The sequence below is a fragment of the Paenibacillus sp. J22P51 genome (assembly GCF_059692215.1).
Window position 1 is genome coordinate 25,245 of record NZ_JCAUAZ010000003.1, and the last position, 16,398, is coordinate 41,642.

The window sequence follows — 16,398 nt, forward strand, 5'->3', positions numbered from 1 at the left end:
CATACCTAAGGTGTTACCAATGCTATTGAATTGGACTTGTGATATACTTCTGTAGATATTAGTCATCGAAGGAGTTTACACACATATGCAATCATTTATTCAGTATAATCCAACCAAGTTATGGTTTGGCGAAGGTCAGATCAAGCAATTGCAGCAGGAGCTAGGAGAGACCGGGAAACGCGTATTACTTGTTTACGGTGGAGGAAGTATCCGGGCAAATGGTGTATACGATGCTGTCTTGAAGCAGCTTCTAGATATGCAAGCAACAGTCGTTGAAATGCCAGGGGTAGAGCCTAACCCAAGGCTGACAACGGTGAATAGAGGCATTGAGCTATGCCGTAAGGAGCAAATTGATCTCATCCTCGCTGTTGGTGGAGGGAGCGTCATCGATTGTGCCAAAGCCATCTCCGTAGGCGTTTACTATGAAGGAGATGTGTGGGATATCATCACGAGGAAGGCTGTGCCACAGAGGGCGCTTCCACTGGGAACGGTATTAACACTCGCCGCGACAGGCTCGGAGATGAATAACATCTCAGTTATTACGAAATGGGATAGCAATGAAAAGCGCGGCTGGAGCAGTCCATTGGCTTATCCGGTTTTTTCTATTTTGGATCCCGCCTATACAACGTCGGTACCCTTGGATCAGACCGTATATGGGATTGTGGATATGATGTCACATGTGCTGGAGCAATATTTCCACCGTACTGAGCATACCCCAATGATCGATCGCTTCATGGAGGCTGTTCTGCTGACCGTTATGGAAGCTGCTCCTAAGCTATTATCAAATCTGCAGGATGTTAATCATAGAGCTACGATTATGTACGCTGGAACAACGGCTTTTAATGGCTTGCTGTCTAGTGGGACAGACGGAGGGGATTGGGCATCTCATCAGATTGAGCATGGCTTATCCGCCGTTTACGACATCCCTCACGGGGGTGGACTTGCCATTGTATTCCCTAACTGGATGACACACTGTGCAGAGGATGATCCTTCGCGCATGAAGAAGCTGGCCATGGCTATTTTCGGAATTGACGACTCCGGTAAAACCGATCACGAGGTTGCCTTTGAAGGCATTCATGCTTTACGTCTATTCTGGGATTCACTTGGCGCACCCAATCGACTAGGTTATTACGGAATTGATGATCAGCGAATCGAGGAATTGGTGCATAAATCATTCATGAAGCCTAGCATTGGGCAATACAAAATGATGACAAGGGACACCGTCAGAGATATTCTGATGAGGTCGTTAGCATGAAATATTATGTTTACGTACTAGCTGGCGCCTGCAGCTTCGGATTATTGTCGACTTTCGTGAAGAAGGCTTATGAGTCTGGTTTTCATGTGGGTGAAGTGGTTGGCAGTCAAATTTTCTTTGGTTTAATCATGATGTGGATCATGGCGTTTGTAACTGCCAAATCAGCTAAGCAAGGTTCGGCACAGGCCAAAACGTTCCGTGTGTCGCCACGTCAAGCACTTCTGCTTATGTTAGTTGGAACAAGCTCAGGCTTAACCGGGATATTTTATTATGCAGCTTTGCAATATGTTTCTGCATCCTTTGCTATTCTCTTATTGTTTCAATTTACTTGGATCGGCATTGTTCTGGAAGCTATCATAGATCGGAAGCGTCCCAGCAAGGATAAGCTCATCGCACTTATTTTCTTATTCATCGGAATTATTATGGCAAGTGGTTATCTAAAAGGCAATCTCGAGGCACCTTCGTGGCTTGGAGTGGGCTTAGGATTGCTTTCAGCATTGACGTATGCGTTGTTTATTGCCATGAGTGGTAAGGTTGCGAAGCAAATTGCGCCCATCACACGAGGCGCTGTCATGCAAACAGGTTCATTCATCATTGTTATGTTGATTTTCCCGCCTCATTTCTTATGGAACGGATCTTTGCATGAATCATTATTGCCTTGGGCCTTACTGCTAGCCCTGTTCGGGGTCGTGATCCCTCCATTGTTTTTCGCGATTGGTGTACCGCGAATTGGCGGCGGCATGGCAACGATCATGAGTGCGGCGGAGCTGCCAACGGCTGTGATCATGTCCTTTATCGTCCTGCATGAGTCCGTAAGTGGGCTTCAGTGGTTAGGTGTATTGATTACGATGTTAGGCATTGCGTTGCCAGAGTTATTGAAACGTAGACAACGCGTTCATCGGCTTCAAACCGAATGAAATAAGATACAATAGCACAATGAAAGCTACCCCGAACATTGAAATCAATGTCGGGGTAGCTTTTTTCTGTACTAACAACGATTACAGCTATACAATTGCGAGTTGTTTCATTTCCAACTTCACGGTTGTTAAGTGAGTAATCTCTGGAAGGGAGTAGTATTCGGCTAATCGGCGAAGTCGCATATAAATGGTGCGCAGAATAACAGAATCCAATTCTGTAATCATCGCTCGATTTGCGATGTAGTCGGACATGCTCATTTTAATCAGGAAAGGACTATTTCTTAGATCGGAATATTTCCTTGGCTGAAGCGGGTTGCCCATGATCATCAGATATTTGGTTTGCTTCAACGCGGCTTGAAACCGTTCGACACAGATTTTGGAGACTTGGATGTACCTTTTGCCCCCCGTGGCATCAGACACAGTAAGTATTTGTTTTTTTTCATCTAAGGAATTACTTTTTAAATAAACAATTTCGTGCGGAGCAACACCTTCAATAAGCAGACGAATAATGATGGCATCTTGTGGATTGATACATTGTGTCTCGATAAATTGAATTTTCTCTAGAGTAAGAATACGAAATCAACATCCCTTCAAGTTTGAACTTAGTTTTCTGCAAAATTACATTTGGTTTTCAGAAATAAGCAACTATACATGATATGAGATGGGTGGAGTAACTATGCCTAGAAACTTGATATGAGGTAACTATAGCTGAAAGTACTATGAGGAACAATGAGGGAAAAGCCCTAAATAATGTTAGTCTAATTTCGACATATTCGTCGTATTGTTTGATACATTTTGTCTCGATTAAAAGAAAAGCCGCTAGATTTGACTGGTAAGATAGTCCTTTTTTGGGTATGAGAAAGGGAATTCCTGGTTTTCGCAGAAATGAAGGGTATCAAAGTTAGGGGGGTTGGGTGAGCAAGGGGAATGAAATAGAGAAATTTCAAAAAATTTAGGGCTGCGAGATGCAATTGGTATTGCTATAGGGCAAAGGGTCGGTGCTCGCATACTTTCCATTATATTACATTGTCGCAATGATTGTTTTGAGTTCCTTGGTGAATTCTTTGGAAGGTAAGGAAAGATGTCGGCCTTTCAGGCGTATGGAACGGAAGGAAACCCCTAAATCCACACCTGTAACTTCTAGTGCAACAATACTCCCCGTTTCTAAATAAGGATCATATCGCATCCCCGTCTCCGTATAGAAGCCAATCGCAATTCCTTCCGCAATAATCCGTTTAGCTGCTTCGGAATTCCCCAGCTTAAATAAGATGTTAGGCTCTCCATGCTGTTTGAATATGTTCATCAGGAAATCAGAGGAAATCAAAAGAGGTTCTTGAAGGAGTTCTTCGATGGAGATACTAGTTCGGTGCGATAAAGGGGATTTTTTACCCACATAGGCCATAATTCGGCAATCCATCAGATGTTCCGTGATTAGCTGAGCATGGGGGCTATGATAATTTCTTGAGACAGCGATGAGTCCTAAATCGACTTGTCCATTTAGAACCTCTTGGATAATCTGTGGATAGTTCAACTCCATCATAATCAGATCTACATCAGTGTGCTTAGCTTTGAAGATAGCTAATGTCGGAGGCAGTACACTTAAACATAGACTGGGTACGGAGGCAATAGAGAGAGAGCCTGATAATCGATTGAATTGAAAGCCGGCTGTCTCGCGAAGCTCCTCGACTTTATTCATAATCTCGATCGCTTTGCTAATAATTAATTTGCCGTCTTCGGTAGGTACGGCTCCAGTCCGTGAACGCTTGAAAAGCTTCACGCCAAGCTCTTCCTCTAAGCTTACGATCGCTTGAGAGATGTTCGGCTGGGAAACGTGAAGCTTTTCAGCTGCTAAAGAAATGGAACCAGTTTGATTAATTTCAATGATATAGATGAGTTGTTCAATTCGCATAATTCACCTTTTCTGAGTGCCAGTTATGAAGTAACTATATCCGAATTGATGAAGCTGGACAATATGTGAGAAGCACTATTTTAGGAGACTCCGTATTCGACTTGTCTGAGACTCTCTTCTCGCAGTTGTCCGTTATAAACGAAGCGAGATAATAGAATGCTGATCTCATATAGAGCGAATAAAGGGATGGCTACCATCAGATGAGAGATTAAATCAGGCGGAGAGATCAGGCTGGCTGTAATAATCAGAATCAGATAGGCGTATCTGCGAACTTTGTTAAGTAATTTAGGATTCAGCAGCTTCAGCTTCGTTAGAAACATAACGACAATCGGGAGTTCGAAGGCTAGAGACAACGGAATCATAATATTGAGCATAAAGCTAAAATATTGAGCCACGCCATAGGTTTGTGTTAGGCCAAGATTTTCGGTTATTCCCACAGTAAACCTCATGCACATAGGGAATACGACGAAATAACCAAAAGTTAAACCAATCAAGAAGCATAAAAATGTATAGGGGATGTACCTCAGTGTGGCGACTTGCTCTTCTTGGGTAAGTCCTTTTTTGACAAAAGCCCATATTTGATAAAGGATAAATGGCAGTGTGAGTGTGAGTGAAACAGCGAATGCGATGAGCATATAAATGCGAATGCCATCCATCGGTGAAAATACATGCCATGTGATGCCGGATGCCGTTGAACTGTGTTTAAGGTAAAGTAATATCTGCTGAGCGAAAATGAATCCAATGATTAAGGTAAGGATTACTGCAATGAGAACACGAATAATGCGCATACGTAGTTCAGTTAGATGTTCGACAAGTGACATCATTTCTTTGATCTGCATAGTAGCCCTCCAGTCTAATTGGTTAAAGGTGCTAGGAACCGGTAAGTATTCGTCTTAATTCTACCGTATGAAAGCCCTCAGTTAGCTTCGAGTGAATATCCATAATGGTTTGAATGTCCTCGAAGGAATATTTGCGAACGCCTCCCTTGCTTCTGTCTGGAAAAATAAGCTTGCGGTCCTCGTAGTATCGAATTTGCCTCTCTGTTAACCCCGTCAGTTCACTTACGACACCAATTTGAATTACTTTTTTCTTTGTCATCATCAGCCTATCCCTCCATTTTAATGTAAGGTAAATTAACTTATATGTGACACTAATTAATGAAACTCTATCATTTTATGGAAAAACGATCAAATAAACGTTGGTTATCTTAGTATAACTAAAATTTATGTCATGTTATCTTACATAAAATAATGACTATTCATCATCTCGCTGTTACGTTTAAGTAGCGGATAGCCAAACTTAAACACGAGGAGATGGAAGCATGGAGAAGACACCGATCCAAGAAGATCAAATTACACGCAGACAATTTTTAACATCAGTCGGCAAATTAGGAGGGTCAGCCGCAATATTCAGTGTGATGGGTACTTTAGGGCTGCTCTCCCCGGAAACGATGAAAGCCGCAGATTACACACCGCCATCGGGAAGGGATCTTACATCGACGAATCGCAATGGAAAGAAAGTCATCATCTTAGGTGGTGGGATTGCCGGGATGACAGCGGCGTATGAGCTTGGAATGGCAGGCTATCAATGCACAATACTAGAAGCTAGAGCGCGTTCCGGCGGACGAGCATGGTCAGTGCGCAGAGGGACGACGGTTACGGAGATTGGTGGCACGAAACAGGTGGCTCGCTTCGACAATGGCATGTATTTCAATGCAGGGCCGATGCGAATTCCCCAATTTCATGTAACGCTGGATTATGCCCGTAAATTTGGAGTTGCCATAGAACCCTTTAACAATGTGAACGAGAGCGGGTACTACTATAATGAAAATGTAGGCGAGTTGTCAGGTGTGAAAGTTCCTAAGCGGCAGGCAAAAGCCGATGTACGCGGTTATGTCGCAGAAATGCTGGCCAAGGCTGTTAATCAGAAAGCGTTAGATCTACCTTTGACGACAGAAGAAAAAACGAAACTCGTTGCCTATTTGAAAAGCGAAGGAGATTTGAATGCGGATCTGTTCTATAAAGGCTCAAGCAGAGCTGGATATGTGGAGGAGCCGGGCGGTAAATTTGACGCTGGTGTTCGCAAGGATCCATTTAGCTTAAAAGCAATTATTAATTCTGGTTTTGGTCAATTTCTCAGCAGTGAGTATGGTTATGATCAGCAAATGATGATGTTCCACCCTGTAGGCGGGATGGATATGATTGCTAAGGCGTTCGAGAAACGCGTAGGCGACAAGATTCAATTCAATTCGGAAGTTCACGAAATTAAGCAGTCTTCCGATGGCGTTCGTATTTTGTATAAGGACTTGAATAGCGGCGCAAATAAAGAGGTTGCTGGTGATTTCTGCATCTGTACCATCCCGCTCCCAGTCCTCAAGGACATTAAAGCAGACTTCTCTCCCGAAATGTCAACAGCAATAGCTAAGATTAGCTATGCGTCTGCAGGCAAAATCGGTCTTCAATTCAAACGTCGCTTCTGGGAAGAAGATGAGATGATTTATGGCGGAAGCTCATTGACGAATATGGATATTGCCAATATCTATTACCCGCCGAATGACTATTTTTCCAAAAAAGGAATTCTATTAGGCTATTATTCATTCGGAGGAAATGCAGATAAGCTTGGTAATATGTCACTTGCTGCCCGAGAGGATTATGCTTTAAGCCAAGGTGCAAAGATTCATCCGCAATACCATAAAGAGTTTGAAACCTCTTTCTCTGTGGACTGGAAGAAGATTAAATATAATCTCGGCGGCTGGGCTTCGTACACAGCTGACGATCGTAAGAACTACTATCCAACCCTATGCAAACCCGATGGACGCATTTATTTGGCAGGGGAGCACATCAGTTATATCACCGCTTGGCAGGCCGGAGCTATTGAGTCCGCGCGGAAAGTTGTTACCGAAATTCATGAGCGTGTAATGAAAGAGTAGAGGAGAAGGAGTGAATCATGATGATTATAACGAAAAAGTGGAAGACGATCGTAGCAGCTACCGTTGGTTCATGCCTGATTTGTGTAAGTGCTTATGCGGCTGGGACAGAGAAATCAAGTAAATACAATGCAGAGCCTATTAACGAAGTCGAATTTTATGGGAATCCTGCTTCTTCCATTGCTGCAGGTGTGTCGGTCCCTGCCGGATCCTCCTATTTATTCACAAGTGGAACAGTGCCGCCCGTTATTAATAAAGAAGGCAAGACGGTATATGAGCGCTATGGGGATACGAAAACACAGGGTATTGGCATTCTAAAGGCCATTGAAACGCAATTAAAGGATAAAGGCCTCACCCTTGCAGATGTCGCTTATCTACGTGTGTATGTGACACCAGATGCAGCCAAAGAAGGCAAATTTGATTATCAAGGCTGGTTTGACGCTTATGCGCAATTTTTTGGTACAGAAGCTAATCCTGTGAAGCCAGCACGTTCTACGGTTGGTATTGCAAGCCTCGTTAGCGCCGATTGGCTGATTGAAATTGAAGCTGTAGCTGTGTATCCAAAGCACCATAACCAAGACTAATGAAACGGAGATGATGTGCGTATGCTGCAAAATATTGGATTACCTGGACTCATGTTAATTTTATTGGTTGTTTTAGTCTTGTTTGGACCATCTAAGCTGCCAGAACTCGGTCGTGCCGTAGGGCGTACGCTGCATGAATTTAAAAATTCAGCTAGGGAGCTCGTGGGTGAAGGGAAAGAAGCCCCTGAGCATCTGGAAGCGCCAGAAAAACGTACAGATAAGGTCAACGCATAGGTTGATCATGTAAACAGATCTTGTAGATTTTCTCTCAGGGGAAAATTGCAGGATCTGTTTTTTGTGTACGAGAATCACACCTAAACAAAACACAGGAATTCCTAGAATTTGTACAATTGTTTTGTACAAGAATGTGATAGATTGTGCTCACGCTCATAGTGTCCAACTATTTCCAAACTCGGGAGGGATAGCTGTTGAAACTTAGCACAAGTGTTGATGTCACCAAAGAACCCTTTCATCTGAATCATGAAAAATCAAGTTCGAAGCAGAATTGGGAGGTCTATCATGCCCATTCTTGTATGGAATTCCTCTATGTATATGAAGGAGTCGGCCGTGTGGAAGTGAACAAACGCTGGTACAGCATTGAGCCAGGAAGCCTTCTGATTTTCCAGCCTTTTCAATTGCATCGCATTCAAATCCAAGGTCCCTTTGTTCGATCTGTCCTTATGTTTGATCCATACAGATTGGATACAGCGCTGCGTGCGTTTAGCGGGATTCGCACCTGGTTTAATATGCTTTGGAAGCATGCGTTAACCAGTCATGTGATCCCTCGGCAGCAGCATCTAGCCAAATTTTATGAGCATTTACATAGCAAACTAAGTCGTGTTTCGACACATAAACAGCAAGAAGAATTTGTCTTATGCTTATTATCCATGCTTCAGCAGCTTGAGCCTTATGAAAGTGAAATTTGCCAGGCTCAGAAGGAGAAGCTGAAGCTGAGCAGTAATCATACGGCTGGGCAGATCACGGAATGGATCGAAAGGCATTACAAGGATAAATTTGACCTACAACGGATGTCGGAGGATTTACATCTATCCACCTTTTATTTATCTCATATTTTCCGACAGTCAACGGGGCGCACCATAACGGAATTTATTATTTCCCGCAGATTAAAGGAAGCATGTCTCTTGCTTGAAACCACGTCGAAGTCTGCTAGCTTTATCGCTCAGGAGGTGGGCTTTCAGAATGGTTCTTACTTTTCGCGTGTGTTCAAGACCGTTCTTGGAACGACGCCGAAGTCGTATCGCATGCAGGTATAAAAGACAGCAACACAGTGCAAGTTCTGAACAATAGCGGGAAACATTCGTATCTGACGATCTCTTATAATTCTATTTGTAAGCGCTATCTATTGGAGACTGAGGAGGAATAATAATGAGCAAGATTTTCAAGGCATGGAAAGGTAAGATAGGGGTTATTGCCATGCTGTCAACCGTTGTGCTGCTTGCAATTCCAGCAGTGGCAGGAGCAGCGACAACCACACTAAGCCCTTCTGATGATTCCTATGTGCATGAAGGTAATCCAACAAGCAATTATGGAACTGCCACTTCGTTGTATGTGAAAAACGACCCAGGTGCATCTCGGTACACGTATCTCAAATACAGTCTCTCTGGCCTTTCGGGCGTAACGAGTGCCAAGCTCCGCATTTATGGCAGCGCATCCGCGTCAACGGTTTTATCCGCGTATCAAACGACCGACAGCTGGACGCAATCCGCGATTACCTGGAGCACAAAACCAGTGGTCGGCAGCTCGGCAGGTAGTGTTGCAATCAATACGACCATGACGTACAACGAGATCGATGTTACAGCTTATGTGACTGCTCAAGCAGCAGGAGATGGTGTTGTTTCATTTGCACTGCAAGAAAGTGTGGGTAAATACACCACGCTGAATAGTAATGAGAATGCCTCGAATAAGCCACAGCTTGTTGTTGATAGCGGCGGTGGAACGGGAGGGGATACCCAAGCGCCGACAGCTCCTAGTGGATTCAACGGTACAGCAGCTTCCAGCAGTCAAATCAATCTAAGTTGGAGTGCATCTACAGATAATATAGGTGTAACGGGATATGATGTGTATCGGAATGGCTCATTCCTCAAGACCGTAACGGGCACTTCCACGAGTGATATTGGTTTAACGGCGTCTACCTTGTATAGCTACTATGTCAAAACAAAGGACGCGGCTGGGAATGTTTCGAGTCAAAGCAGCACGATCAATGTAACTACCTCTGCGGGAACACCGCCAACTGGCTGTACGAATGCACTGACAACAACGGCTGCGATTCAGAATGCCATGAAAAATGCGACAGCGGGGTCCGTCATTCTGCTTGCCCCTGGCAATTATGTTGGTGATCGATTAACCAGCGGCGATCCGGGCGGGCAAGGATTATTCTACTCGGATCAAAGCGGTACAGCTTCCAGTCCCATTGTTCTGAAGAGCTGTGATGCAGCTAATCCAGCCATTCTCAAAGGCGTGAATGTGAACGATGGCTCCTATGGTATTCACCTGACTGGAAACTACTGGGAGATCCGCGATGTCGAAATCACGAATGCGCAGAAAGGGATTATCATTGATAACGGCAATAACAATCTACTGAACAATGTAGATGTTTATTATGTTGGCGATGAGGGTGTTCATTTCCGGGATGGCAGCTCCTACAATACATTGTCGTACTCGCTAATTTACGATACGGGGTTATATCAAGCGGGATATGGGGAAGGTGCTTATGTTGGTTCCGATTCCAGCTCGCCATATGAGCACGTTGTTACAGGAAATGTGATTAGTCATACAAATTTCGATGGCGGTATTACAGCAGAGCATATCGATGTGAAGGAAGGCGCGAGCGGAACGATTATCGAGTACTGCACGTTTAATGGTACCGGTATTAGTGGAGCGAATAGCGCAGACAGCTTCATTGACGTAAAAGGAGTGAATACGATTGTCCGCTATAATCAAGGGTATCGGAATGGCAACTCTAACATTGTAGACGCATTCCAAGTCCGTACGCATGGTACGGAATATGCGACAGGCATAAATAATTCTTTTAACAATAATACCGTAAATTTGGATAGCTCGACGGGCTATGTCGTCTATGCAACAAGTGCAGCAACAGGAACCACAGCGGCGAACGATGTGCGTACAGGCGGAGGATATCTGTATAATTCGAATGTGAACGAATAATGTATTGGAGGGAGCCCGTGAGGGCTCCTTTTGCTTATGCGTCCAAGCTAAATATCGACATTCTGCCGTAAGTATGGGATTATGAGGAGAAGAGTTTGGTAACTATTACGCAGGGAGTGAAAGGCATGTCACGCAAGTGGGAAAGAATGGTAAGTAAAAATACGAAAAAGGCAAACCTGACCCGTACCAAGCAAGGGAAGGCGCCTATTTCGACGGATCCGGATCGTCCTGTCGTATTTAAGGGAAGAAGCATTCTATTAGCCGCGTTTTTCATCGTGGTTTCGCTCTTCTTGTTGTTTACGTTGACGAAAACCGAAGGGGACAAGATGTACTGGTATACAACGCTTAGCTATTTGGTCGTTGGCGTACTTATTTATTTTGTGCGGAGACCGTACTTGCGAGTGACCAAAACGAATCTCTCGAAGAGAGGTCTAGCCAGAGAATTAGTGCTCGGTGGGGAAAATATTAAAGAGATTGTCCACGCGCCAGGTCAAATTATCATTGAGCTTACCGGTAAGTCTCCTCGTTGGGTATATAACAAAACGTTGAACCGTTTTGATATCGAAGCTATGGCGACTAAGCTGAAAAAATTTGCTGAGCATAATAAAATTTCCTTTGTAGATAAAACGGTCTAATTATCACGAGATAGAGCCTCCAATTCCACGTGTATGATGTGGTGTTGGAGGCTTTTTGAATGATCATGTTAGCTCTTCACCGAAGAGAAAGCTACGTTAGTCCGATATTTCCGAATAATACTTTCGGAACTAAAACAGTCCGGATCGCTGAATAGCCGCATAGAATTGGTTGAACTCCTCAATCGTTAGCTGCTGCTGTGCATCAGAAAGGGCTGTGGCCGGATTCGGATGGACTTCGACCATAATCCCGTCCGCTCCTGCGGCTAAGGCAGCTTTAGCACAAGGGACGAAGATGTCCTTGCGTCCCGTGGAATGGGTCACATCGACTAGGACGGGTAAATGGCTTTCTTGCTTCAGAATCGGAACAGCGGAAATGTCGAGCGTGTTCCGCGTTGCCCGCTCATAGGTTCGGATGCCGCGTTCGATCAACATAACCTGCGTATTTCCACGAGATAGGATGTATTCGGCAGCATGCAGGAATTCATCGATCGTAGCGGATAAGCCGCGCTTCAACAGTATCGGAATACGAACTTCCCCAGCCGCCTTCAGTAGTTCAAAATTGTGCATGTTTCTTGCGCCAATTTGGATCACATCAATGTACTGACCTGCAATTTCAATATGTGCGGGATCCACGATTTCGCTGATGGTCTGGAGTCCGAATTCATCGGCTACTTCTTTGAGAATTCGTAATCCTTCCAGGCCTAGCCCCTGGAAATCATAAGGGGATGTGCGAGGCTTGAAGGCGCCTCCGCGCAAAACGGTCACGCCAGCGCTTTTCAAAGCAGCGGCAACCGTGCGAACTTGCTCAAAGCTCTCGACCGAACAGGGACCCGCGATCATGATCGGTTTATTCCCTCCGATGGCAGCAGGGCCAAGCTGAATGATGGTATTTTCTTGCTGTCTTTTTCGACTAACGAGCAGTTGCTTCTTATGATCCGTTTGTTGTAAGGAGAGTGACGCTTGGAAAATTTGCTTGAACAAGTGACGAATCGTATCATGCTCGAAAGGGCCTGTATTCCGTGCGACCAAGGACTCCAACATGCTTCTCTCGCGAAGCGGGTCGAACTTCGGCACGCCTTGTTTCTCCTTCTCCAACCCGATTTCTTGGACGATCTGTGCTCGCTCGGAGAGCAGCTCCAAGAGTCTTTGATTAATTTCGTCGATTCGACTTCGCAGTGCATCTAACCTCGTATGTTCCATCCCATTTCCACCCTTTCAAATTAGTTGCTCAAACCAAACAGCAAAAAGCCCCCGTCGCAAGGGACGAAGAGCCGTGGTACCACCCTTATTTAGAAGTGCCCTTTCCACTAGACGTAGACAGCTTCTTACTTTCAGCCCTTTATCGCAGGGATTACGGGTTTCCTTATGAGCGCTAGAGTGAATATCTAATGCTGTTCAGGTACCAGCTCAGGAGTGAACTTGGGCGAAGCATTCGATCGTGTGCTCTCAGTCAATGGCACAGCGTCCCTGGCAAGGAATGAATCTCGCTTACTCTTTCCATCATCGCTTCTTGGGTATCATTCAACGTAATATATGCAGTGAGATCAGAATCCGCTTGTGAGCAGCCATCTATTTTTACAAGGTGACGTGTTGTAGTCATTTTTTTGCTAGATTTGGAATAGTAGTTTAAGAGGGGAGAAGAAGGGGGAATACGGGATGCTCTCATTAAAATCATGGACGGGCTTATTTCAAAAGGGAACGACAGACATCTATCATACAGTCAAAGTACGGGCGCCTCGCGACTATTTCGACCGTGCAGATGCGTTCTTGGAGGATATTGTGTACACATCACAAGATGAGCTTAGCGGGATTAACAAAACCTTTCTTGTTAAGCTTTTATTTGATAATTTCATGGATCACGTACGTAAAGGCAAGGATCTATATACCTATATACTGCAGCTAAGAACAAAATTTGGCGGTGTTATAGCAAGTGTAAATACGAATGAGCGACCGACCGCGGGAAGTGTTCCTGGCTTTCAGTGGGGGTTATCCTTTCAGGAGGGTCATTCAGAAGGGACTCCTTATCTAACACTTAACGTGAGATTACACCCAGCCGAGGTAAATCGGATGCGTGTATTTTTCGATGATATGAATTGGAAGCATCATCATCCTTTGAATATGGAGTTGAATGAGCTGTTATCCCTGCTATTTATTGAGTTTATAACGGAGCTTCGGAATGGGTTATCCGAGAAGACGAAGGAAGAAATCATTGCGGCTATTGTTCATAAATGGGACGAACAATAGCCTGCTACCTCTACAAGCCAGGCTGATAGAGAAGTTGTGTTGACGAGCGAACGATGAGCTCAGAGGGTAGTATGATTCTGCGTGACGCAACACTAGATTCGCTTTCAATGCGTTCAATTAGCAGCTGCATCCCAAGTTGCCCAAATTGATAAGCAGGCTGTGCGGCAACGGTGAGGAACGGATTGATGGCGCCAGCGGGTCCGAAGTCGTCGAAGCAAACGACAGACATGTCCTCTGGCACTTGTAGGCCACGTTGGCGCAGGGATTGGATGACTCCAACGGCCAGCATATTATTGGCTGCAAAAATAGCGGTAGGTGGTTCTTCAAGTTGGAGTAACCCATCGAGAGCTAAATCATCGTGGAAATCGCGGTAACCCAGATGGACGACGAGTGATTCATCGAGGGCTAGTCCGTTCAGACGATGTGCCTCGTTATAGCCTAAGTATCGTAATCGTGCTGTTGAAACATCCTGTGAACCGTTAACTAAGGCTATACGCTGATGCCCAAGTGCGATCAGATGCTCGACCAGATTGCGGGCACCTTCTTTGCTGTCACCAAGGACTACATCCGCATCAATCCCGGGGATTTCACGATCCAGCACAACGAACGGAATCTGATGCTTCTGCAATTGAAGTAAGTTTTCTTGGGAATGATCGCCAGCTGGCGCGAATAAAACACCATCCACGCGTGTGGATAGAATCATATCGACATAATCTTTTTCTTTCGCATAGTTCTCATCACTATTGGCAAAAAGCAAGCGATACCCCGCATTCTTGGCTGCATCCTCAGCGCCTCGTGCTAACGTGGTATAGAACGGATTGGTAATGTCCGTAATGAGCAGAGAAATGAGATGTGTTTTCTGGGAAACTAAACTGCGTGCCAATGCATTCGGAATGTAGTGGAGCTCTTCCATGACTTTCCGCACTCGCTTGCGCGTCTCTTCGCTTATACGGCCCGTGTTATTGATTACTCGGGAAACCGTCATCGCGGAAACACCGGCCTTCTCGGCGATGTCATAGATTGTTATCACGTGTTAATCTCCTTTGCCAGCCTAATATCGTTTAATTTGAAATAGTAGAAAGTATATGTTTCACACATTACATGGGTTATATTTTTGATAAAACGCACTCGTCCTAAGAGGACGATGCAGCCGTTCATTTCATATTGTATAGAAATAAAGGATTGACAGCAAGACGTAAAATTGTTAATTTTGAGTTATCGATAACACAAACTTTTATAGGAGATGTTGATGATGTTAAAAGGGATACCTTCCATTCTTTCGCCTGAATTGCTCAAAGTGCTAATGGAGATGGGGCATGGGGATGAAATCATCTTGGCAGACGGGAATTTCCCGGCAGCCAGTCATACGAACCGTCTAATACGTTGTGATGGTCATGGGGTACCGGAATTGTTGAAAGCGGTATTATCCTTGTATCCACTTGATACATACAGCGATCAGCCTGTTGCGCTTATGGCTGTCGTTCCTGGAGATCCTGCCCAAACACCGATCTGGGTCGAGTATGAGGGGATCATTCGTGAACATGCAACTCCGGCTATTGAGTACGTGGAACGATTCGCATTTTATGAGCGAGCGAAGAAAGCATATGCCATTGTGGCGACAAGTGAAAAGGCGCTGTATGCCAATATAATTTTAAGAAAAGGCGTTATTAGCGAGTAAATGAATTATCGGTAACTCTGAGAAGTTATATATTTAAGTGCAGATTATTTATTAAAACCTTATTAATACTCAATAAGAAGCGAGGCGACTTTATGTCAACTACATCCCTTTACTCGAAACGACCAATTGGTAGAACTGGCCTGCTTGTCTCTGCTCTTTGTGTTGGTGGAGCTCCATTTGGTGATATGCCGGAAACCTTTAATTTTAGTGCACCAGAAGAAACCGCGCTGGAAACAATTCGCGCTGCCTTCGCAAGCCCGATTAACTTCCTCGATACTGCTGCGGCATATGGTGAAGGCGAGAGTGAGCGTCGCATTGGCAAGGTAATTAAAGAGAACGGAGGACTCCCATCGGGTTTTGTGCTCGCCACCAAAGCAGACCGGTGTTTACGGACTGGCGACTTCAGCGGGGATCAAATAAAAAGATCCATCGAAGGAAGTCTAACCCGGTTAGGGCTAGATCGTCTGCAATATGTCTATATCCATGACCCGGAACATTCCACCTTTGAAAATGTTATGGGGGCAGGTGGGCCGCTTGAGGTGCTGAAAAATTTCAAGGATCAGGGGGTCATAGATCACATTGGAATATCTGGTGGGCCTATCGACTTGCTTATTCGTTATGTAGAGACAGGGGAGTTTAGCGCCGTTGAGACCCATAACCGCTATACACTGCTCAATCGATCAGCTGAGCCTTTGCTTGATATCGCCAATCAAATGGGGGTTGCCGTAATTAACGCAGCACCTTACGGCAGCGGGATATTGGCAAAAGGTCCGGATGCCTACGCACGTTATGCGTATAGTGATGCACCTCCTTTGTTGCTTGAACGTGCAAGATCTTTAATGAAAGTCTGCCAGGCATGGAATGTACCCCTAGCCGCTGCTGCACTCCAATTCTCCATGCGTGACTCCCGCGTCTCGAGTACTGTTGTTGGCATGAGCAAGCCGGAACGAGTAGCACAGACGTTGGAGCTTGCCAATTATCCAATTCCTTCAGAGCTTTGGCCTGCACTGGACGACATTGGATATTCTACTGATGATCCCGAATCAGAGAGATTTTCATAAAAT

17 protein-coding genes are annotated in these 16,398 nt (G+C 44.9%); 11 read left to right on the plus strand and 6 right to left on the minus strand.

Annotation, left to right across the window (positions count from 1 at the left end):
- Positions 1 to 85: 85 nt before the first annotated feature.
- Together AC58QC_RS08235 and AC58QC_RS08240 are read left to right on the plus strand one after the other, a co-directional pair.
- Positions 86 to 1,255, plus strand: a complete 1,170-nt coding sequence (locus AC58QC_RS08235) for an iron-containing alcohol dehydrogenase (protein WP_497414721.1) — start codon at positions 86 to 88, stop codon at positions 1,253 to 1,255.
- Positions 1,252 to 2,172: an EamA family transporter gene (locus AC58QC_RS08240; RefSeq protein WP_497414722.1), complete on the plus strand. Its 921-nt coding sequence runs from the start codon at positions 1,252 to 1,254 to the stop codon at positions 2,170 to 2,172. The genes AC58QC_RS08235 and AC58QC_RS08240 overlap by 4 nt, the downstream gene beginning before the upstream one ends.
- 87 nt (positions 2,173 to 2,259) lie before the next feature.
- Here AC58QC_RS08240 and AC58QC_RS08245 read toward each other — a convergent pair whose 3' ends face one another.
- From AC58QC_RS08245 to AC58QC_RS08260, 4 genes are all read right to left on the minus strand, one after another.
- Entirely contained in the window at positions 2,260 to 2,745 is a 486-nt protein-coding gene (locus tag AC58QC_RS08245; protein WP_497415155.1) for a phage lytic cycle repressor MrpR family protein, read from the minus strand.
- 448 nt (positions 2,746 to 3,193) lie between these two features.
- Positions 3,194 to 4,081, minus strand: a complete 888-nt coding sequence (locus AC58QC_RS08250) for a LysR family transcriptional regulator (protein WP_497414723.1) — start codon at positions 4,079 to 4,081, stop codon at positions 3,194 to 3,196.
- Positions 4,082 to 4,161: 80 nt separating this feature from the next.
- Entirely contained in the window at positions 4,162 to 4,920 is a 759-nt protein-coding gene (tatC, locus tag AC58QC_RS08255; protein ID WP_497414724.1) for a twin-arginine translocase subunit TatC, read from the minus strand.
- Positions 4,921 to 4,951: 31 nt separating this feature from the next.
- Complete coding sequence (locus AC58QC_RS08260) at positions 4,952 to 5,182, minus strand: MerR family transcriptional regulator (RefSeq protein WP_497414725.1); 231 nt, start codon at positions 5,180 to 5,182, stop codon at positions 4,952 to 4,954.
- A 220-nt stretch (positions 5,183 to 5,402) separates the two neighbouring features.
- Here AC58QC_RS08260 and AC58QC_RS08265 point away from each other — a divergent pair, with 220 nt between their 5' ends.
- The 6 genes from AC58QC_RS08265 (at position 5,403) to AC58QC_RS08290 (ending at position 11,412) form a co-directional block, all read left to right on the plus strand.
- On the plus strand, positions 5,403 to 7,010 hold the full coding sequence (locus tag AC58QC_RS08265; RefSeq protein ID WP_497414726.1) for a flavin monoamine oxidase family protein: 1,608 nt from the start codon (positions 5,403 to 5,405) through the stop codon (positions 7,008 to 7,010).
- 17 nt (positions 7,011 to 7,027) lie between these two features.
- Complete coding sequence (locus AC58QC_RS08270; protein ID WP_497414727.1) at positions 7,028 to 7,591, plus strand: RidA family protein; 564 nt, start codon at positions 7,028 to 7,030, stop codon at positions 7,589 to 7,591.
- A 21-nt stretch (positions 7,592 to 7,612) separates the two neighbouring features.
- Positions 7,613 to 7,825 carry a twin-arginine translocase TatA/TatE family subunit gene (tatA, locus tag AC58QC_RS08275; protein ID WP_497414728.1) on the plus strand — a complete coding sequence of 71 codons (213 nt, stop codon included), beginning with the start codon at positions 7,613 to 7,615 and terminating at the stop codon, positions 7,823 to 7,825.
- Between the two features lie 194 nt (positions 7,826 to 8,019).
- Positions 8,020 to 8,865 (plus strand): helix-turn-helix domain-containing protein, encoded by an 846-nt coding sequence (locus tag AC58QC_RS08280; RefSeq protein WP_497414729.1) that lies wholly within the window; start codon positions 8,020 to 8,022, stop codon positions 8,863 to 8,865.
- 112 nt (positions 8,866 to 8,977) lie between these two features.
- Positions 8,978 to 10,777: a CBM96 family carbohydrate-binding protein gene (locus AC58QC_RS08285; RefSeq protein ID WP_497414730.1), complete on the plus strand. Its 1,800-nt coding sequence runs from the start codon at positions 8,978 to 8,980 to the stop codon at positions 10,775 to 10,777.
- A gap of 125 nt (positions 10,778 to 10,902) precedes the next feature.
- Entirely contained in the window at positions 10,903 to 11,412 is a 510-nt protein-coding gene (locus AC58QC_RS08290; protein ID WP_497414731.1) for a hypothetical protein, read from the plus strand.
- A gap of 129 nt (positions 11,413 to 11,541) precedes the next feature.
- Here the strand turns inward: AC58QC_RS08290 and AC58QC_RS08295 are convergent, their stop codons facing one another.
- On the minus strand, positions 11,542 to 12,612 hold the full coding sequence (locus tag AC58QC_RS08295) for a bifunctional 3-deoxy-7-phosphoheptulonate synthase/chorismate mutase (protein WP_497414732.1): 1,071 nt from the start codon (positions 12,610 to 12,612) through the stop codon (positions 11,542 to 11,544).
- Between the two features lie 456 nt (positions 12,613 to 13,068).
- On the opposite strand from AC58QC_RS08295, the gene AC58QC_RS08300 reads away from it, so the two are divergent.
- Entirely contained in the window at positions 13,069 to 13,656 is a 588-nt protein-coding gene (locus tag AC58QC_RS08300) for a hypothetical protein (RefSeq protein ID WP_497414733.1), read from the plus strand.
- Positions 13,657 to 13,666: 10 nt separating this feature from the next.
- Here AC58QC_RS08300 and AC58QC_RS08305 read toward each other — a convergent pair whose 3' ends face one another.
- On the minus strand, positions 13,667 to 14,686 hold the full coding sequence (locus tag AC58QC_RS08305; RefSeq protein ID WP_497414734.1) for a LacI family DNA-binding transcriptional regulator: 1,020 nt from the start codon (positions 14,684 to 14,686) through the stop codon (positions 13,667 to 13,669).
- 222 nt (positions 14,687 to 14,908) lie between these two features.
- On the opposite strand from AC58QC_RS08305, the gene fucU reads away from it, so the two are divergent.
- Together fucU and AC58QC_RS08315 are read left to right on the plus strand one after the other, a co-directional pair.
- A complete protein-coding gene (gene fucU / locus AC58QC_RS08310) occupies positions 14,909 to 15,334 on the plus strand; it encodes an L-fucose mutarotase (RefSeq protein ID WP_497414735.1) in 426 nt (141 codons plus the stop codon).
- 92 nt (positions 15,335 to 15,426) lie between these two features.
- Complete coding sequence (locus AC58QC_RS08315) at positions 15,427 to 16,395, plus strand: aldo/keto reductase (RefSeq protein WP_497414736.1); 969 nt, start codon at positions 15,427 to 15,429, stop codon at positions 16,393 to 16,395.
- Positions 16,396 to 16,398: the final 3 nt, after the last annotated feature.